Origin of the sequence: Actinomadura sp. 6N118 (assembly GCF_044326415.1) — a bacterium.
In the GTDB taxonomy this organism is placed as follows: domain Bacteria; phylum Actinomycetota; class Actinomycetes; order Streptosporangiales; family Streptosporangiaceae; genus Spirillospora.
Genome location: NZ_JBIRAZ010000017.1, coordinates 71,757 through 90,952, shown reverse-complemented (window position 1 = coordinate 90,952; position 19,196 = coordinate 71,757). Strand labels below are relative to the sequence as shown.

The window sequence follows — 19,196 nt, the reverse complement described above, 5'->3', positions numbered from 1 at the left end:
ATGCCGGTGCAACGGACCGAAGCCATCTCGATCCAGCGAGCGACCGAGCCCGCGGTGGCGATCAGCCTGCGGGGGGTCGTCAAGCGGTTCGGCGGACTCACGGCCGTCGACGGACTCGATCTGGACGTTCCGAACGGGATATGCCTGGGGCTGCTAGGCCCGAACGGCGCAGGCAAGTCGACGACGATGAAGCTGCTCACCGCGCAAGCCATCGCGGACGAGGGCGCCATCGAGGTCCTCGGCTTCGCCGTCCCTCGCGAGTCCAAGCGCGCGCGGGCCGCGATGGGGGTCGTGCCCCAGCAGGACAACCTCGACGAGGAGCTCACCGCCCGCGAGAACCTCGAGGTCTTCGCCCACCTCTACCGCGTACCGCGCAACGACCGTCCCGCGGCGGTGGACGACGCGCTGGAGCTTGCGCATCTGACCGACCGGCAGCGGACCAAGACCGGCGATCTGTCCGGCGGTATGCGGCGGCGGCTGCTGATCGCGCGGGGTCTGGTGCACCGTCCCGCCCTGGTGCTGCTGGACGAGCCCACCGTGGGCCTCGACCCGCAGGTACGGGCGGAGCTGTGGGGGCTGATCGACGGGCTGCGGTCGCGCGGCACCACCGTCCTGATGTCCACCCACTACATCGAGGAGGCCGAACGGCTGGCCGACGACTGCGCGCTGATGTCGCGCGGCAAGGTCGCGGCGCGCGGCGCGCCCGCCGAGCTCATCGCCGAGCACGCGGGTGAACGCGTCGTCGAGCACTACGGCCCGCCCGAACGCCTGGAGACCGTGGAACGGCTGGCGCACGCAGCCGGGCTGCCCACCCGCCGTACGGGCACGTCGGTGTCGGTGCTGAAGGCCGAGACCATGCCGCACTCGCTGATCGACGACCTCGGGCCGGACGGGGTGCGGCGCGCGGCCAATCTGGAGGACGTGTTCGTGGTGCTCACGGGAGAACGAGTCGAATGACCGACGGCACCGTCCGGATCACCGACAACGAGGCGCCGCGGCTGCGGCGCTTCGAACTGGCCCCCGTCAAGGGCGTCTGGCGGCACGAGATCGCGCTCTTCAAGCGCTACTGGCGGTCGGCGTCGTTCGCGTCGATGTTCGAGCCGACGTTCATGATGCTGGCCTTCGGCTACGGCTTCGGGTCGCTGGTGGCGGTAGTGGGCGGCTTCCGCTACCGCGACTTCGTCGGCACCGGCATGGTCGGCACGGCCGCACTGTTCACCTCGGTCTTCCCGGGGATGTTCAACGGCTACATCCGGCGGGTCTACCAGCACACCTACGACGCGATGCTGGCTGCGCCGGTGGACACGCACGAGCTGGTCACGGGCGAGGCGCTGTGGATCGCGTCGAAGTCGGCGCTGTACTCGTGCTCGCCGATGGTGGTGGCCATGTTCTTCGGGCTCGATCCGGCCCTGGGGATGGTGCTGGTGCCGCTGATCACGTTCGTCACCGCGCTCGGCTTCGCGCTCTTCGGCATGTGGGCGTCGGCGGTCGTGCCGTCGATCAACTCGTTCGACTACGTGATCACCGGGGTGGTGACCCCGCTCTTCCTGATCGCGGGCACGTTCTTCCCGGTCGACACACTGCCCGGCTGGGTGGAGGTGGTGGCGCGGCTCAACCCGCTGTTCCACTGCGTTGAGCTGGTACGGCACGCGGTGTTCGGGCTGGAACCACTGGCCGACCTGGGGCATCTGGCGGCGCTCGGGCTCTTCGCGGCGCTGATGTGGATCATTGCGGTACGGGCCATGCGCCGCCGCCTGATCGCCTGATCCGGCACCGCCCGGGTCCGTGACCACGGTCATGTTTGACCTGCGGCCTCGCCCATCTCTACGCTGACGCGAAAATCTCTCACCTTAACCCCGCAGCTCAGAGAGGTGGATGCCGCATGTCAGCGTCGGCCCGGCAAGGCATCACCGGTGACGTCTCGGAGCGGGACCGCCAGGCGCGGTTCGCCACGTACGCCGCGTTCGCGATCCAGGGACTGTGCTTCGCCTCGCTGGTCACCCAGGTCCCGAAGATCCAGAAAGCCCACGACCTCAGCGACGCGACGCTCTCGCTGGTGCTGCTCATGGTCCCGCTGGTCGCCGGCGTGGGCAGCGTGGTCTCGGGCTTCCTGTTCGCCCGGCTCGGCAGCAGGCCGGTCCTGCGGATCAGCCAGCCCGCCGTCTGCCTGACCATCGTCCTGATCGGGCTGGCCGGCGGCAACGACGTGGTCCTGTACGTGGCGGTGGCGCTGTTCGGGCTCTTCGTCGGCGGCGTGGACGCCTCCATGAACGCCCAGGCCGTCGCGGTCGAACGGCGTTACGGCGTCAGCCTGATCACCGGCTTCTACGCCGTCTGGAGCGTGGCCGGCATCCTCGGCGGCCTGTGGTCCTCCCTGGCCAACAAGATCGACCTTTCGCTGCTCACCGGCTTCGCGATCGCCGCCGCGGTGGGCGCCGCCGCCTCGCTCGCCACCGGGCACCGGCTCTACGGCAAGACCGAGGAGGCCGCCGGGCAGCCCGCGCCCGAGGACCTCAAGGCCGCCGGCCGCAGCGTGCCATGGCGCCCGATCCTGATCGTCGGCACCGCCATGGGCGTGTTCTACCTCGCGGACGCGGCGATCTCCAACTACGGCGCCAAGTACCTGGAGGACGAACTCGACAGCAGCGACTGGGTCGGCCCGCTCGGCTACGTCGCCTACCAGGTCGCCATGGTCTTCAGCCGTGCGGTCGCCGACTTCGGCGTCCGCCGCTCCGGAGCCGTCCCGGTCGTGCGCCTCGGCGCCCTCGTCGGGCTCATCGGCATGATCGGCGTGGTCGCCGCGCCGAGCGCCTACATCGCCATCCCCGCGTTCGCCGTCGCGGGCCTGGGCCTCAGCGTCATCGCCCCGGTCTGCTTCACCGCGGCGGGCCGCGTCGACCCGACCGGACTGGGCATCGCGGTCTCCCGCGTGAACGTCTTCAACTACGTGGGCTTCGTCCTCGGCGCGGCCGTGGTCGGCGCCATCGCCCCGGTCAGCAGCGAGAACGGCATCCGGCTCGCGTTCATCGTCCCGACGGTGCTGATCCTGATCATCTTCACCACCGCGCGCGGTTTCGATCCCAAGCCCGTCGCCGGCGCCCGTCCCGACACGCCCGTTGCGGAACGCCCCACCGTCTGACATGCGTGAGCCTGGCCTCCGAGCAGGAGACCAGGCTCACGTTCCGTCAAAGACCTCTCGGATTCAGGTCGGATTCAGGCTTCTTCCAGAGCCGCCACTGCGAGTTCACCCGCCGACTGCGCCTGCTCCGGGGACATGTCCTCCATCGCACGTGCCAACGCGGTCGATGCGGCATCCGCTGCTGCGCGGGCCGTGACCACATGCTCTTGAGCCCGTTCCAGATCTCCCAGGCCCACACAGTCGAAAGCCACCTGGGAATCGTGAGCGGCCATCTTGAGCTGCCGTGCTGCTTCTTCCAGACTCATCCGTCGCCTCCTCCGCTGAGATGGGCTACCTACCCGCGAGCCTCCTGGGCAATCGCCCTTCCCAGCAGCTCGGCCGCCTGCGTCAGGCGGGTTTCACTGAGGCGGCCATAGCCGAGTACCAGCGCGGGCGGGGCCTGTCCCGAACGGGCCGGCGACCACATGGCGGAGGCTCCCGCCACCGAGACGCCGAAGTTCGCGGCGGCCATGACGACCGCGTCCTCGTCGCAGCCGGGCGGCAGCTCGACGTAGAGATGGATGCCCGCCGAGACGCCGTGCACCTTCACCGAAGGCGCGTACTTGCCGAGCGCTTCGACCAGCACGTCCCGCCGCGCCCGGTACTGGCGGCGCATCGTGCGCAGATGCCGGTCGTACGAGCCGGTGGAGAGGAGGTTCGCGAAGGCGTACTGGTCGAGGACCGGCGCGCCCAGGTCGTTCTGCGCGCGGTACGTGCGGAGCCGGTCGGCCAGCTTCGGCGACGCGGCCGCCCAGCCCAGGCGCAGCGCGGGCGCGAGCGCCTTGCTCACCGAGCCGAGCAGCACCACCCGCTCGGGGTCGACGCCCTGCAGGCAGCCCACCGGCTCGCGGTCGTAGCGGAACTCGGCGTCGTAGTCGTCCTCGATGATCAAGCCGTTCACGTCCCGCGCCCAGGCGATCAGCTGGGCCCGGCGGCCGGGCGACAGGACCACGCCCGTCGGGTACTGGTGGGCGGGGGTGACGAGGATCGCGCGGGCCTGCGTACGGGCGAGCGCGGCCACGTCGACGCCCTCGGAGTCGACCGGGACGGGGGCGAGCCGGACGCCGGTGGCGTCCAGCATCGGGACCTGGCGGCTGCTGGTGGGGTCCTCCACCGCGAGCTCCCGGTGCCCGTCCCCGACCAGCATCCGGACGATCGCCGACAACCCGTGCGCGACCCCGTTCATGATCACGATCTGGTCGGCGTCGGCGTGCGCGGCGCGGACCCGGCCGAGGTACCCGGCCAGTTCGGCCCGCAGCAGGGGCGCGCCGCCCGGGTCGGGGTAGCCCAGGTCGTCCTTGGGGAGCGTGCGCAGCGACGCGCGGACCGCCGCGAGCCAGCGTTCCCGGGGGAACGCAGCGAGGTCGGGCTGGCTGGGCCACATGTCGTAGGGGAACGAGGCGTCGGGTGTCTCCAGTGATGGTTCCGCCGCGGGCTCGCCAGGCCAGAGAGGCGGTCGCGCGGCGGGCTGGGGCGCGTCCGCGCGGGCCAGCGGCGCCACCCGGGTGCCGTCGCCGCGGCGGGCGATCAGGAAGCCCTCCGCGATGAGCTGCTCGTAGGCGGTGACCACGACTCCGCGGGAGACGTCGAGATCGCGGGCGAGGTCGCGGCTCGAGGGAAGCCGGGTGCCGGCGGTCAGCCGCCCGGTCCGGACGCCCGCGCGGAACCCGGCGGCGATCTGCGCCGCGAGGCGTCCGGCGGTCCGGTCGAGGGTGAGATGCAAGTCGGTCACATAGTGCTCAGCGTTCGGAGTGTGGCTGGGCGTCACCGTCGCATGCTTTGGTCCATGGTCCAGCGGTCCGATTGGCCCTGTATCGAGGTCCAAGCAACTCCTAGCGTCCCATGTCATGACATCCACGACCAGCGCCAACACAAACACCAGGGGCGTCCTGGGCGCCGGAAGCGCCATGTTCTGCGTCGGCACCCTCACCGCGGTGTCGGCCACCATCGCCGACTATCCGGTCTTCGGCGGCCAGGCCGTCCGCTACGCGGTCGCCGCCGCGATCCTGCTCTTCGCCGTGCGGCTCGTTGACCGGCGCCGGGACCGGCCCCGGCGCACCCCGCGGGATCTGACAACGCGGAGTCTGACAACGCGGAATCTGACACTGCGGGACCTGACACTGCGGGACCTGGCGTTGCTGACGGCGCTCGCGGGCACCGGCCTCGCCGCGTTCAACGTGTTCATCGTGGCCGCGACCCGCGACACCAGCCCGGCGACCATCGGCACGGTGATCGCCACTGTGCCGATCGCCCTGGCCTTGGTCGGGCCGATCCTCGAACGGCGCCGGCCGTCGCCGGTGATCGTCGTTTCAGCCGTCGTGGTGACGCTGGGCGCGGCGCTCGCGAACGGCCTAGGCAGCGGGACCCCGCGCGGGCTCCTGCTGTCGCTGGGCGCCCTGGGCGGCGAGGTGTGCTTCTCACTGCTCGCCGTGCCGCTGCTGCCGAAGCTCGGCCCGCTGCGGGTGTCGGCGTACTCGGCGGCCTTGGCGGCACCGATGCTGCTGGTCATCGGGCTGGTCGCCGACGGTCGCGCCGTCCTGCGCGTGCCGACGGTGAGCGAGGTCGCCGGCTTCACCTACCTGTCGGTGGTGGTCACGACCGTGGCGTTCCTCCTCTGGTACGACGCGATCGGACGGCTGGGGGCCGACAGAGCCGGGCTCTTCGCGGGGGTGATCCCGGTGAGCGCAGTGATCACCACCGTCGCGCTCGGCCTGGGCAGCCCCGGCCCGGCCGATCTGGCGGGCGCGGCCCTGGTCGCTGTGGGCGTGGTGATCGGGTTGCGTCCCGGGCGGCGGCGCCCGGTGCCCACGCCGGCCCCCGAACCCGCCACCGCGGGCTGCTAACCGAACCGAGCCCTGTCAGCCGGATGGCAGGCGGAGGGCCGTAATCTGTAGGGCGCCCACCCCATCAGAACGTGCGCGAGGATCTTCGATGCCTGAGTTCTCCTACACCGACCTGCTGCCGCTCGGCGCCGACGACACCTCGGGGGTGGCGGGGCGCAGCCAAGGGGGCGAAACACAGTACCGGCTGCTCACCGCCGACGGCGTGTCGACGTTCGAAGCGGGCGGGCGGACGTTCCTGCAGGTCGAGCCGGAGGCGCTGCGGCTGCTCACCGAGACCGCGATGCGCGACATCTCGCACCTGCTGCGGCCCGCGCACCTCAAGCAGCTCCGCAAGATCCTGGACGACCCCGAGGCCTCGCCGAACGACCGGTTCGTGGCGCTGGACCTCCTCAAGAACGCGGGGATCGCGTCCGGCGGCGTGCTGCCCATGTGCCAGGACACCGGCACCGCGATCGTGATGGGCAAGCGCGGCCAGCATGTCCTGACCGACGGGCGGGACGAGGAGCACCTCTCGCGCGGCGTGTACGACGCGTACACCAAGCTCAACCTGCGCTACTCGCAGATGGCGCCGGTCACCATGTGGGACGAGAAGAACACCGGCACCAACCTTCCCGCCCAAATCGAGCTGTACGCGGCGCCTGGCGACGCCTACAAGTTCCTCTTCATGGCCAAGGGCGGCGGCAGCGCCAACAAGTCTTTCCTCTACCAGGAGACCAAGGCCGTCCTGAATCCCAAGCGGATGCTCACCTTCCTGGAAGAGAAGATCCGTTCCCTCGGCACGGCCGCGTGCCCGCCGTACCACCTCGCGATCGTCGTCGGCGGCACCTCCGCCGAGTACGCGCTGAAGACGGCGAAGTACGCCTCGGCGCATTACCTGGACACGATCCCCACAGAGGGTTCGCCGCTGGGCCACGGCTTCCGCGACCTGGAGCTGGAGCAGCAGGTCTTCGAGCTCACCCAGAAGCTCGGCATCGGCGCGCAGTTCGGCGGCAAGTACTTCTGCCACGACGTGCGCGTGATCCGGCTCCCCCGGCACGGCGCGTCCTGCCCGGTGGCCATCGCGGTGTCGTGCAGCGCCGACCGGCAGGCCCTCGCCAAGATCACGGCCGAGGGCGTGTTCCTGGAGCGGCTGGAGACCGACCCCGCGCAGTACCTGCCGGACACCACCGACGAGCACCTGGACGACGAGGTGGTGCAGATCAACCTCAACCGGCCGATGGACGAGATCCGCGCCGAGCTCACCAAGTACCCGGTCAAGACCCGGCTGTCGCTCACCGGCCCGCTCGTCGTGGCCCGCGACATCGCGCACGCCAAGATCAAGGAACGGCTGGACGCGGGTGAGCCGATGCCGCAGTACCTGCGCGACCACGCCGTCTACTACGCGGGCCCCGCCAAGACGCCCGAGGGTTACGCCTCCGGCTCGTTCGGCCCGACCACGGCAGGCCGGATGGACTCCTACGTCGAGCAGTTCCAGGCGGCCGGCGGCTCGTTCGTCATGCTGGCCAAGGGCAACCGCTCGCAGCAGGTCACCGATGCCTGCAAGGCGCACGGCGGCTTCTATCTCGGCTCGATCGGCGGCCCCGCGGCCCGCCTCGCCCAGGACTGCATCAAGAAGGTGGACGTTCTGGAGTACGCCGAGCTCGGCATGGAGGCCGTCTGGAAGATCGAGGTCGAGGACTTCCCCGCGTTCATCGTCGTGGACGACAAGGGCAACGACTTCTTCGCGGACACCACCGGCCCGGTGCTGACAATCGGCCGCCGCTGAGCCGGCAGCTGAGCCCCGGCCTCGTGGCCGTTTCCGGCCACTTCCGGCCGGTCGTCGCACGCGCGTGCCGGCGGCCGGCCGGGGTCGCCGATCTTCATGATCACGGCGGTCTAACGATTCAGCGGGTGAGACGCCCGTCAGGGGCACCATCCATGATCAAAACGCATGTCAGACGTGTCACAAACGCGAAGATCGTACGCATTGGTCAGATTATTGGCCCCAAATCCAAGTTGGTGACCAGGTCTCCAATATGACCGCATCGCCACTCCGGTATCTTTTCCGCCATGTCTCAGTCAGGTGGCCTCGTACTCGCGACGCGCTACCGGCTGGTATCGGAACTGGGTTCCGGTGCCAACGGCACCGTGTGGAGAGGCCATGACGAGCTCCTCGATCGCGCTGTGGCTATCAAGGAGCTGCGGCTCCCCGAGGACCTCTCCGAGGACGACCGGGTCGTCTTCTACCGCCGTACCCTGCGCGAGGCGCGGGCCCCGGCTCAGTTGCGCTCCCCTGCCATCGTCGAGGTCTACGACGTCGTCATAGAGCAGGGCCGGCCCTGGATCGTGATGGAGCTGATCGAGGCGCCCAGCCTCGAGCAGCTCGTCGAACGGTCGGGCCCCATCTCGGCCGCCCAGGCCGCGCACATCGGCCGCCAGCTGCTCAGCGCGCTGGCCGTCGCGCACAAGGCCGGGATCGTCCACCGGGACCTCAAGCCGAGCAACGTGCTGCTCGACGGCGACCGGGTCGTGCTCACCGACTTCGGGCTGGCCTACTCCTCGGGGTCGGTCAGCCTCACCAAGACCGGCCACTTCATGGGCTCCCCCGCCTATGTGGCGCCCGAGGTCGCCGCCGGAGACAAGGCCACTCCGCAGTCGGACCTGTGGTCGCTCGGCGCCACGCTCTACGCCGCCGTCGAGGGCCGCCCGCCGTTCGAGCGCGAGAACGTCATGGCCACGCTCAGCGCCCTGGCCAACGAGAACGTCGCCACCCCGCAGAACGCCGGCGCGCTCACCTCCGTGATCACCGGGTTGCTGGAGAAGAACCCCACCCGGCGGCTCAGCCACGCCCGCGCGTCCGACCGCCTCGAACGCGCGCTGTCCGGGCCCCGCTCCGGCCGGCGGCCGCCCGCGCCGCGCTACCGGCTGGCCACCATCATCGCGATGATCGCCGCCATCCTCGCCTCCTGCGGCATCGGCGCCACCGCGCTCATCGTCGGCATGGACCGCGAGAGCCCCGGCCCGTCCCCCACCGCGCCCTCCTCGTCGTCGACCGGCAACCCGGCGGCGGCACCTCCGGGCGTGGGCTCCAACGCCCTGGTGATCCGGGCGCTCACCGAGACGTGCCGGATCTTCGTCTCGGTGCCCGGGCAGTCGATCAACGTCCTGGCCAACGAGACCCTGGTCAAGGGCGACACCCGCCAGTACGACCAGCCCCAACTCAACGTCGTCCTGCACGACGCGGCCGCCTGCGAAATCTGGATCAACGGCGCTCAGCAGCCGCCGGGCCGGGCGGGCACAACCCATCGTTTCCCGGTTAAGAAGGCCACCTCCGGGGGATGACCTCACCTCTCCAGGGGCCGATGCCGTCCCTCGCGGGAATGCGCGAGACGGCCTCGAGGCTGGCACTGGAGGCAGGGTGACATTCACAGACGGAGGTGGGCTGAGCCATGGCCGAGCAGGGATTCCGGATCGAGCACGACTCCATGGGCGAGGTGCGGGTACCGGCGACGGCCAAGTGGCGGGCCCAGACACAACGGGCCGTCGAGAACTTCCCGATCTCGGGCCGCGGGCTGGAGGCGGCCCACATCGCGGCGCTCGGCCACATCAAGGCGGCGGCGGCCACGGTCAACTCCGATCTCGGCGTGATCGACAAGCGTCTGGCGGCGGCGATCAGCGGGGCCGCGCTGGAGGTGGCGGCGGGCAGTTGGGACGACCAGTTCCCGATCGACGTGTTCCAGACCGGCTCGGGGACCTCCTCGAACATGAACGCCAACGAGGTGATCGCGACGCTGGCCGAGGAACGGCTGGGCTTTCCGGTCCACCCCAACGACCATGTGAACGCCTCACAGTCGTCGAACGACGTCTTCCCATCCTCGATCCACATCGCGGCCACCGGAGCCGTCCTGAACGATCTGATCCCCGCGCTGCAGCATCTTGAGGGGGCGCTGAACCACAAAGCGATCCAGTTCGCCGCAGTCGTGAAGTCGGGCCGGACCCACCTGATGGATGCCACGCCGGTGACGCTGGGACAGGAGTTCGGCGGCTACGCGGCCCAGATCAAGCTGGGCGTGGAGCGGGTGAACGCCGTGGTCCCCCGGCTGGCCGAGCTGGCTCTGGGCGGTACGGCGGTCGGCACCGGCATCAACACCCCCGAGGGCTTCGCCCAGCGGGTGATCGCGGAGATCGCGCGGGTGACCGGCCTGCCACTGCGGGAGGCGCGCAACCACTTCGAAGCGCAGGGCGCGCAGGACGGGCTCGTGGAGACCAGCGGTGCGCTCCGCACCGTCGCGGTGAGCCTCATCAAGATCGCGAACGATCTGCGCTGGATGGGCTCGGGACCGCGGGCCGGGCTGGCCGAGATCCGGCTGCCCGACCTGCAGCCGGGGTCGTCGATCATGCCGGGCAAGGTCAACCCGGTGATCCCCGAGGCGGTGGCCCAGGTGGGCGCCCAGGTCATCGGCAACGACGCGGCGATCACGTTCGGCGGCGCCTCGGGCAACTTCGAGCTCAACGTCATGCTGCCGATGCTGGCCCGCAACGTACTGGAGTCGATCAGTCTGCTGGCCAACGTCTCGCGCCTGCTGGCCGACCGCGTCATCGAAGGCATCGAGGCCGACGTCGAACGCACGCGCGAGTACGCCGAGTCGTCGCCCTCGATCGTGACGCCCCTCAACCGCTACATCGGTTACGAGGAGGCGGCGAAGGTCGCCAAGCAGGCCCTCAACGAGCGGAAGACCATCCGGCAGGTCGTCCTAGAGCGCGGCTACGTCGACCAGGGCAAGCTCACCCTGGAGCAACTCGACGCCACCCTCGATGTCCTGAGCATGACTGGCACGCAGGGCTAATACCAACACGCAGGGCTAATACCAACCGGTGGCCTGGAAGTGGCCCCAGGCGCCGCAGGGCGTCCCGTAGCGGTGCTTCACGTACCGCAGGCCCCACTTGATCTGTGTGCGCGGGTTCGACCGCCAGTTCGGGCCCGCACCGGCCATCTTGGAGCCTGGCAGCGCCTGCGGGATGCCGTGGGCGCCGGACGACGCGTTGTGGGAGTGCTGGTTCCAGCCGCTCTCCCGCGTCCACAGCTGTTCCAGGCAGCGGAACTGCGCCGGCTGGCGCCAGCCGTGCCGGGCCATCAGGGTCTTGGCGATCAGCTTGTTCGCCTGCCTCCGGCCGTGCTTGCGCTGCTTGACATGGATCAGTTTCGAAATCCGCTTCTCGTGGATCTTCTTCTGGGCGGCCACCATGACGGTGTGCTGGGCCTTGGTCACGGCACCCTCCACGGGGTCCATGACCATGGGACCGCCGACCACCGCGGCGGCCACCCCAAGAGCGATCACTCGGAAGCGGTTACGTATGTGAGGTGACACGTCCCGTAGCGTGCTGCTGATCAGCCGGTGATAATCAGCAGATCCGGTCATCTGTGCCAGGGCTTTGCCGACCTATTGCCCCGCGCCGCCCGTCGGGTAGGACAAAAGGGGCGGGCCGGAGCCCGCCCCTCGTTGTGCCGCCGGGGCTCGACGCCCTGGCTGAATCAGGCACTAACAGTGCCGATCAGTAACTATCGGTGCAGATCAGTACCAGCCACGTGAGTTGGAGTGGCTCAGCGCGCGGCAGGGGGTGCCGTAGCGGCCCTTGATGTAGCGGAGACCCCACTTGATCTGGGTCTTGGGGTTGGTCCGCCAGTCCTTGCCGGCGCTGCGCATCTTCCGCGCGGGCAGGGCCTGCGCGATGCCGTACGCACCGGAGGAAGGATTGCGGGCCTTGTGGTTCCAGCCGCTCTCGCGCTGCCAGAGCTTCACCAGGCACTTGTACTGCCGGTTGGACCAGCCGCGCTTCTTGACCATGGCCTTGGCGATGGCCTTGTTCTTCTGGGCGCGAGTCTTCTTCTTCGCCTGGGCCTTGGCGGCGACCACAGTGGCCGTGGTGGCCGTGGTCGGGGCAGAGGCCTGGGCGGGGACCGTTTCCGCGACGACGCCGAACGTCAGCGTGGCGGCGAGCGCCAGCGACGCGGAACGACGGAGTCCATTGGTCGTGGAAAGACGGGACTTGCGAACCAAAACGAACCTTTCGTCGTGCCAGGCGACCGGTCGGCCTGGCGTTCTTCACCTCGTTGGTGCGGCCTCGCACGGGGGCGGGGCGACCGGGCACCGGAAACGTCCAGGTGGACGCGGGTACGTGCGGGCAGCACCCGGCGAACGGGTGGCCGTGCACGGTTTCCGAGGTGACGGCGGGACGCCAGGTGCGTCTCCGCCTGAGATGTGGGCGTCCGGCGCATCTTCACGCCGCCGCCGTTTTGTGGGCCCGTCGAGGGGCCGGCCGCATCAGCGCGGCATCGTTCGTCGCGGGATCGGCGTCCCGCGCTCAGAGGACTCTCTGGCCCTCACCGGGCGGCCGCGATGAAGGCCGCCCGGAGTTCGTGGTGGGCGGCTAGTACCAGCCCTTGTCGAGGAAGGCGCCCCAGGCGCCGCAGGGGGTCTTGTAGCGGCTCTTGATGTAGCCGAGGCCCCACTTGATCTGAGTGCGGGGGTTGGTGCGCCAGTCGGACCCGGCGCTGGCCATCTTGGAGCCGGGCAGAGCCTGCGCGATGCCGTACGCACCCGAACTCGGGTTCTGGGCGTAGGTGTTCCAGCCGCTCTCCTTGTTCCACAGCTTGACCAGGCAGCCGAACTCGCCCTTTCCGGTGAAGCCGTAGCTGGGCAGCATCGACTTGGCGATCGCCTGTGCCTTGCCGGCCGGTACCGGGTCGCCACCGGTCGGCGGGTCACCGCCGCCGTCGTCGCCGGGCTTCTTGGTGGGGATCGGGGAGCCCTTGGGGCGCAGAACCGGGGCCTTGCCCGGCGAGGTGCGGACCGCACGCGAAGCGCGATCGAGGGCCTGCTTGCGGCGCTGTGCCTCCAGCGCCTTGGTGTCCACCTGGGGCGCGTCCGCGGCGAGCTGGGGCGGGGCCGGGGAGACCGTGCCCTTGCCGGCCGACTTGCCGTCACCGGAGTCGCCGGTCAGCGCGAACGCCGCGACCGCGCCTCCGCCGACCAGGACGGCCACGCCGGCCGCCACCGCGACGATCTTGAGTCCGACACCGGACGGGACGGTCGCGCGGCGCGGCGAGCGGTCACCGCCGATCTCGTCACGGCCGATCTGGCCTGGGCCGTTCGGGTCGGGCGGGCCGTTCGGGCTGACGGTCAAGGGCCCGGCGGGGAACGCGTCGACGCGCGTCGTCTCCGCGTCGGCAGGCTCACCGGGCATCTGCTCGCCGGGCACCGCCTGCATGCCCATGGTGTCGCCGGCGGAGGCCGGGAACCGGCCAGGGGCCGGGGCGCCGGACGAGCCTCCCGCGACCTTCACGTCGTCGTCGTGGCCCGGGGGGTCAAAGCTCTGTCGATCGTCTCGCCTAGGGGACCTGGGGTGGTCTCCGTTCAAGGCGGTCCTTCCGACGGTCGCACGCGCATGGACACGCGTACGAGGTGCGTCCACCCCCGGCCCGGCCACTCGCCCGTGAAGGCGGCCCGGACCCGGAGCGGAGCGTCGCCCGCACGGCCTTTCAGGGGGTGCCACGCGCGCCTGCACCGCTCGGGGGGTGCTTACGAGGAGACACAATGCCCGAGGTCGAGGAGTGCTCCGCAACCAAAACGAGACAGAAGCTCTAGGTGGGGCGTTTGTCAACTCGCGGCAAAGTTTCCCAAAACAGCGTGTGGACCTGGGCTTCCTTACCTTCTCGTTAGTTCGTGTGACCTTCATCACTAACTGACCGAGAGATGATCGATCATCACGTGGAGTGACGAATTCCGTACAACGCGAAGACGCCCCGGCGACGGTCAGACCATCGCCGGGGCGCCCTTCGTGAACGTGCTGGTCAGCCGAGCGGGGCTCCCTCTGACCAGGTGCCGGTCAGGTGCCGACGTCGCCGAGCATGTCGGTCACCAAGGCGGCGATCGGGGACCGTTCCGAACGCGTCAGCGTCACATGCGCGAACAGCGGATGCCCCTTCAGCCGCTCCACCACCGCCGCGACGCCGTCATGCCGCCCGACCCGCAGGTTGTCACGCTGCGCGACGTCATGAGTCAGCACCACGCGAGAGCCTGCCCCGATCCGCGACAGGACGGTCAGCAGGACGCCGCGTTCGAGCGACTGCGCCTCGTCCACGATCACGAACGCGTCGTGCAGCGACCGGCCGCGGATGTGTGTCAGCGGCAGGACCTCCAACATGCCACGGTCCAAAACCTCGTCGATGACCTCCGGGGTGGTCACCGCCGAGAGCGTGTCGTAGACCGCCTGGGCCCACGGCGACATCTTCTCGTTCTCCGAGCCGGGCAGATAGCCCAGGTCCTGCCCGCCGACCGCGTACAACGGCCGGAAGACCACCACCTTGCGGTGCTGGCGGCGTTCCAGGACCGCCTCCAGGCCCGCGCACAGGGCCAGCGCCGACTTGCCGGTGCCCGCCCGGCCGCCGAGCGAGACGATGCCCACCTCGTCGTCCAGGAGCAGGTCCAGCGCGATCCGCTGCTCGGCGGACCGGCCACGCAGCCCGAACACCTCCCGGTCGCCGCGGACGAGCCGCACGGACTTGTCGGCCTGCACCCGGGCCAGCGCGGAGCCGCGCTCGGACAGCAGCCGCAGACCGGTGTGGGCGGGCAGGTCACGCGTCTCGTCCAGATCGGCCCGCCCCGACTCGTACAGCTCCTCGATCTGCCCCGCCGGCACCTCCAGCTCGCGCATCCCGGTCCAGCCGGACTCCACCACGGCGAGCTCGGCGCGGTATTCCTCCGCGGTGAGGCCGACGGCGGAGGCCTTCACCCGCATCGGCAGGTCCTTGGAGACCAGGACCACGTCGCGGCCTTCCTTGGCCAGCCAGCTCGCCACCGACAGGATCCGGGTGTCGTTGTCGCCCAGCCGGAAGCCGTCGGGCAGCACGCTCGGGTCGGAGTGGTTGAGCTCGACCCTGATGGTGCCGCCCTGCGCGCCGATGGGCAGCGCCTCGTCCAGCCGGCCGTGTTCCAGTCGCAGGTCGTCGAGGGTGCGCAGCGCCTCCCGGGCGAAATAGCCAAGCTCAGGATGGTGCCGCTTGGCCTCGAGTTCGGAGATGACGACGATGGGGAGTACGACCTCGTGCTCCGCGAACCGGGTCATCGCCCCCGGGTCGGCGAGCAGGACGCTGGTGTCGAGGACGTACGTGCGCCGGTCCGGGCCGATGGGCCCGGGGTTCCCGGAGGCGGGACGGCGCGTGGAGGATGTGGCCACTCGATCTCCCTGTTTCTGGGGGAACTACACGTGGCGCGCCGGCCCCTGGCCCAGCCACCCGCCCCCGTACGGCCGGATGAGCCGTGGAGAGGGCAGGGGAGGTGGGCGTAGATCAGGGGTGGATGATCCTTAGGAACCGTAGCGCCGGTGCCGCGCGGCATACGAGCGGATCGCCCGCAGGAAGTCGACCTTGCGGAAGTCCGGCCAATGGACTTCGCAGAAGTAGAACTCCGAGTGGGCGCTCTGCCAGAGCATGAAGCCGGAGAGACGTTGCTCCCCCGAGGTACGGATGACCAGGTCGGGGTCCGGCTGGCCGCGCGTGTAGAGATGCTCAGCGATGTGCTCGACGTCGAGGACCTCGGCGAGTTCCTCGATGCTGGTGCCTTTGCCCGCCTGCTCCAGGAGCAGAGAGCGCACCGCATCAGCGATCTCACGCCTACCTCCATACCCAACCGCGACGTTCACAATCAGGCCGGGAGCACCGGATGTTGCTTCGCCGGCATCTTTAAGGACACAGGCGGTTTTGTCGGGCAGGAGGTCGAGGGCGCCGACCGGCTTGACGTGCCAGCCGTCGGCGGCCAGGTTGCGGACCGTCTTCTCGATGATTTCCAGGAGCGGGTCGAGCTCCTTGGCCGGGCGGCCCAGATTGTCGGTGGACAGCAGCCAGAGGGTGACCACCTCGACTCCGGCCTCGGTGCACCAGTGCAGCAGCTCGGAGATCTTGTCGGCGCCGCGCTGGTGGCCGGTGTTGACGTCGGCCATCCCCATCGAGCGCGCCCAGCGCCGGTTGCCGTCCAGGATGACCCCGACATGGCGGGGGACGATGTCGGTGGGCAGCGACGACTCCACGCGGCGCTCGTACATCCGGTACGCGACGTCCCGCACCGCTCCGTACACGACGCTGCTCTTGATCGTGCCGGTCAGTCTCGCGCGCCGCCCCGTGCCCATGTGCTCCCCGTCCCGCCGTGTTCCATCTAGAACGCCGCTCAATTATGGCCCGGGCGTGATGGATGTCCCACCTTCTGCGGTATTTACCCGGGCGGCCAGGCCTGGTCACCTGCTCCAGACGATCAACGGCGGGTCAACGGCGGGTCAACGGCGATCAGCGACGGTCAGTGTGACGATCAGCGGTCGGCCGGTCAGGCCTGCGGGCCGGCTGCGCGGGCGCGTTCGACGTACTCAAGGGCAGTGCGCAGCTCGCCGAGCCACTCGTCGGTGTTCTTGCCGACCAGGCGCACGCACCAGGCCAGCGCGTCGCTGCGGCTGCGCGCCACGCCCGCGTCCACCAGGGTGTCCAGAACGCGGCGTTCGGGCTGCCGGAGCCGGGTCATGACCGGGACCGAGAGCGTCGTGAACATCTCCCGCTGCTCGTCGCACTCCACCCCCCACGAGACCTTGTGGCCGAAGCGGTGCTCGGCTTCGCGGGCGATGGCGATGCGCTGGTCGCGGGTCTCCTCGCGGAAGCGCTGGATGTGGCCTGCCACTGCGGCGGCCCGTTCGGTGCCTGCGAGGTTGTCGGCGGCACCGGGGAGCGGCAGCCGTCCGACGACGCTGACCTCTTCCCGGTCCAGGACGATCTCGGGCACCGCCTCGAACCACTTCTCGGGAAGCCGCCCGGAGAACCAGGCCCGCACCGTCTCTGCTGCTTCACTCGTATTCATGTAATCAAAATTACACGCTCGCTTGACCTTCCTCCAAGGGACCACCGATATTGACACTTCCCATCTTTTGAGAGTTACTCTCATTTACGAGTAACTTCTATTTGGAGGTGGCGGTTATGGCAGTGCACGGCTCGCGGCGGTGGTGGGGTCTGGGCGCGCTCGCGCTGAGCCTGCTGGCACTGGGCTTCGACCTGACGATCCTGAACGTGGCGCTGGCGACGCTCTCGGCGGACCTGAACGCGAGCACCAGCCAGCTGCAATGGATCGTCGACTCGTACGTGCTGGTCTTCGCGGCGTTGCTGCTCCCCGCCGGGCTGCTGGGCGACCGGTTCGGCCGCAAGCGCCTGCTGCTCGTCGGCATGGCGGTCTTCGGCCTGGCCTCGCTCGGGGGCGCCCTCGCCGACAGCCCGGGGAGCGTCATCGTCGCCCGCGCGTTCATGGGGATCGGCGCGGGGATCATGATGCCGCTGTCGATGTCGATCCTGCCGGCGATCTTCCCTCCGCACGAGCGCACCCGGGCGGTCGCGATCTGGTCGGCGTCCATGGCGCTGGGCCTGCCGCTCGGCCCGCTGCTCGGCGGCTGGCTGCTGGAGCACTTCTGGTGGGGCTCGATCTTCCTGATCAACGTGCCCGTGGTCGCCGTGGGCGCGATCGCCGTGGCCGTCCTGCTCCCCGAGTCCCGCGACACGAGCGCCCCCCGCCTGGACGTGGTGGGGACGCTGCTGTCGGTCAGCGGCCTCACGGGCCTGGTGTACGGAATCACCGAGGGCCCGGCGGACGGCTGGAGCGACCCGCTCATCATCGGCACGATCGGCGCCGGTCTCGTCCTGCTCACCGCGTTCGTCCTGTGGGAGCGGCGCCTCGCGCAGCCCATGATGGACGTCAGGCTGTTCCAGGATCCCGCCTTCACGTGGGCCGTGATCGCCGGAACGCTGGGGACCGTCGTCATGGCGGGCACGCTCTTCGTGCTCCCGCAGTACCTCCAGGTCGTGCAGGGCAACGGCGTCTTCGACACCGGGCTGCGGCTCATCCCGATGCTCCTCGGCCTCATGGCCGGCGGCCTGGCGACCGAACGGCTGACCGCGCGCACCGGCCACAAGCCGCTCATCGTCATCGGGCTCTTCCTGCTGGCCGCGGGCCTCGGCTGGGGCGCGCTCACCGAGACCGGCGACGCCTACTCCTCGACCGCGATGTGGCTGTCGGTCCTGGGCGTCGGGGTGGGGCTGACCATGATCCCGGCCATGGACGTCGTGCTCGCCCGGCTTCCGGACGACCAGGCCGGCCGGGGCTCGGGCCTGGTCCAGACGCTGCGCCAGACCGGTGGCGCACTCGGCATCGCCGGTCTGGGCAGCCTGCTGTCGGTCGTCTACCGGGACCGCATCGACCTCGACGGCCTGCCGGCGGAGGCCGCCGGCACGGCCCGCGACTCGATCGGCGGGGCCGCCGCCGTGGCGGAACGGCTCGGCCCACCTCAGAGCGCGAGCCGGCTGCTGGCCTCGGCTCAGGATGCCTACGTGCACGGGATGAACGCCGCGCTGGCGGTCTGCGCGCTCGGCGCCCTGATCGTGGCGCTGCTGGTCTGGATCTTCCAGCCGCCGCCGGAACGTGCGCGGCCGGCCGCCGATAGCCCAGAATCAGACCATGAGCACGTCGCTTCCTGAGCATGCCATCGACCGACTCCAGGACCGGCTGGAGCGGCTTCCGCTCCGGGAGCGCAAGAAGCTGAAGACCCGGAGGGCGATCCAGGAGCACGCCCTCCGGCTCTTCACCGAGCAGGGCTACGACGAGACCACCGTCGAGCAGATCGCGGAGGCGGCGGAGATCTCCCCCAGCACGTTCTTCCGCTACTTCCCGACCAAGGAAGACGTCGTCATCACCGACGAGTACGACCCGATCATGGCGGAGATCTTCCGGGCCCAGCCGCCCGGGACGGGCGTCATCGACGCGCTGCGCGCCACGTTCCGCGAGATCCTGCCGCAGATGCTCGCCGGGGACATGGAGACCGTAACCGCCCGGATGCGGCTGACCGCCCAGGTCCCCGCGCTGCGCGCCCGCACCACCGAGTCACTGCGGGAGGGCACGCACGCCGTGCTCAAGGAGATCATCGCCGAACGGATCGGACGCCCGGAGGACGACCTGGACGTCGAGACGTTCACCTGGGCGCTCCTCGGCGTCCTCCAAGCGGCGATGTACGCGTGGCTGGACGGCAAGGTCGAGATCGAGGGCCTCCCGGACCTGATCGACCACAACCTGGAGCTCGTCGCCACCGGCTTCCCGCTGTGACGCCTCTCAGCCCGC

General features: G+C 70.0%; 17 protein-coding genes. 9 read left to right on the top strand and 8 right to left on the bottom strand.

Features of this window, described 5'->3' with window-relative positions; all coding sequences use genetic code 11:
• From ACH34W_RS36710 to ACH34W_RS36700, 3 genes are all read left to right on the top strand, one after another.
• Nucleotides 1-957, top strand: coding sequence for an ABC transporter ATP-binding protein (locus ACH34W_RS36710; RefSeq protein WP_395965769.1), 957 nt, complete (start codon nt 1-3; stop codon nt 955-957).
• Nucleotides 954-1,766: an ABC transporter permease gene (locus ACH34W_RS36705; protein ID WP_395965768.1), complete on the top strand. Its 813-nt coding sequence runs from the start codon at nt 954-956 to the stop codon at nt 1,764-1,766. The genes ACH34W_RS36710 and ACH34W_RS36705 overlap by 4 nt, the downstream gene beginning before the upstream one ends.
• Before the next feature lie 116 nt (nt 1,767-1,882).
• Nucleotides 1,883-3,139, top strand: a complete 1,257-nt coding sequence (locus ACH34W_RS36700; RefSeq protein ID WP_395965767.1) for an MFS transporter — start codon at nt 1,883-1,885, stop codon at nt 3,137-3,139.
• Nucleotides 3,140-3,213: 74 nt separating this feature from the next.
• On the opposite strand, the gene ACH34W_RS36695 is transcribed toward ACH34W_RS36700, so the two are convergent.
• Both ACH34W_RS36695 and ACH34W_RS36690 read right to left on the bottom strand, forming a co-directional pair.
• A complete protein-coding gene (locus tag ACH34W_RS36695; RefSeq protein WP_395965766.1) occupies nt 3,214-3,444 on the bottom strand; it encodes a hypothetical protein in 231 nt (76 codons plus the stop codon).
• 29 nt (nt 3,445-3,473) lie between these two features.
• Nucleotides 3,474-4,910: a PLP-dependent aminotransferase family protein gene (locus tag ACH34W_RS36690; protein WP_395965765.1), complete on the bottom strand. Its 1,437-nt coding sequence runs from the start codon at nt 4,908-4,910 to the stop codon at nt 3,474-3,476.
• Between the two features lie 115 nt (nt 4,911-5,025).
• On the opposite strand from ACH34W_RS36690, the gene ACH34W_RS36685 reads away from it, so the two are divergent.
• From ACH34W_RS36685 to ACH34W_RS36670, 4 genes are all read left to right on the top strand, one after another.
• On the top strand, nt 5,026-6,021 hold the full coding sequence (locus tag ACH34W_RS36685; RefSeq protein WP_395965764.1) for a DMT family transporter: 996 nt from the start codon (nt 5,026-5,028) through the stop codon (nt 6,019-6,021).
• An 88-nt stretch (nt 6,022-6,109) separates the two neighbouring features.
• Nucleotides 6,110-7,786: a fumarate hydratase gene (locus ACH34W_RS36680; RefSeq protein ID WP_395965763.1), complete on the top strand. Its 1,677-nt coding sequence runs from the start codon at nt 6,110-6,112 to the stop codon at nt 7,784-7,786.
• Between the two features lie 284 nt (nt 7,787-8,070).
• Nucleotides 8,071-9,342, top strand: coding sequence for a serine/threonine-protein kinase (locus ACH34W_RS36675; RefSeq protein WP_395965762.1), 1,272 nt, complete (start codon nt 8,071-8,073; stop codon nt 9,340-9,342).
• A gap of 107 nt (nt 9,343-9,449) precedes the next feature.
• A complete protein-coding gene (locus ACH34W_RS36670) occupies nt 9,450-10,847 on the top strand; it encodes a class II fumarate hydratase (RefSeq protein ID WP_395965761.1) in 1,398 nt (465 codons plus the stop codon).
• A 15-nt stretch (nt 10,848-10,862) separates the two neighbouring features.
• Here the strand turns inward: ACH34W_RS36670 and ACH34W_RS36665 are convergent, their stop codons facing one another.
• From ACH34W_RS36665 to ACH34W_RS36640, 6 genes are all read right to left on the bottom strand, one after another.
• Nucleotides 10,863-11,339: a lytic transglycosylase domain-containing protein gene (locus tag ACH34W_RS36665; RefSeq protein ID WP_395965760.1), complete on the bottom strand. Its 477-nt coding sequence runs from the start codon at nt 11,337-11,339 to the stop codon at nt 10,863-10,865.
• 234 nt (nt 11,340-11,573) lie between these two features.
• Nucleotides 11,574-12,059 carry a transglycosylase SLT domain-containing protein gene (locus ACH34W_RS36660; protein ID WP_395965759.1) on the bottom strand — a complete coding sequence of 162 codons (486 nt, stop codon included), beginning with the start codon at nt 12,057-12,059 and terminating at the stop codon, nt 11,574-11,576.
• Between the two features lie 370 nt (nt 12,060-12,429).
• Nucleotides 12,430-13,344, bottom strand: coding sequence for a transglycosylase SLT domain-containing protein (locus tag ACH34W_RS36655; protein ID WP_395965758.1), 915 nt, complete (start codon nt 13,342-13,344; stop codon nt 12,430-12,432).
• A 543-nt stretch (nt 13,345-13,887) separates the two neighbouring features.
• Nucleotides 13,888-15,237 (bottom strand): PhoH family protein, encoded by a 1,350-nt coding sequence (locus ACH34W_RS36650; protein WP_395965757.1) that lies wholly within the window; start codon nt 15,235-15,237, stop codon nt 13,888-13,890.
• A 129-nt stretch (nt 15,238-15,366) separates the two neighbouring features.
• A complete protein-coding gene (locus ACH34W_RS36645; protein ID WP_395965756.1) occupies nt 15,367-16,185 on the bottom strand; it encodes an isoprenyl transferase in 819 nt (272 codons plus the stop codon).
• Between the two features lie 191 nt (nt 16,186-16,376).
• Complete coding sequence (locus tag ACH34W_RS36640; protein ID WP_395965755.1) at nt 16,377-16,898, bottom strand: hypothetical protein; 522 nt, start codon at nt 16,896-16,898, stop codon at nt 16,377-16,379.
• Between the two features lie 116 nt (nt 16,899-17,014).
• Here ACH34W_RS36640 and ACH34W_RS36635 point away from each other — a divergent pair, with 116 nt between their 5' ends.
• Both ACH34W_RS36635 and ACH34W_RS36630 read left to right on the top strand, forming a co-directional pair.
• Nucleotides 17,015-18,559 carry a DHA2 family efflux MFS transporter permease subunit gene (locus tag ACH34W_RS36635; RefSeq protein ID WP_395965754.1) on the top strand — a complete coding sequence of 515 codons (1,545 nt, stop codon included), beginning with the start codon at nt 17,015-17,017 and terminating at the stop codon, nt 18,557-18,559.
• Complete coding sequence (locus ACH34W_RS36630; protein ID WP_395965753.1) at nt 18,540-19,181, top strand: TetR family transcriptional regulator; 642 nt, start codon at nt 18,540-18,542, stop codon at nt 19,179-19,181. The genes ACH34W_RS36635 and ACH34W_RS36630 overlap by 20 nt, the downstream gene beginning before the upstream one ends.
• The last annotated feature ends 15 nt before the right edge of the window (nt 19,182-19,196 follow it).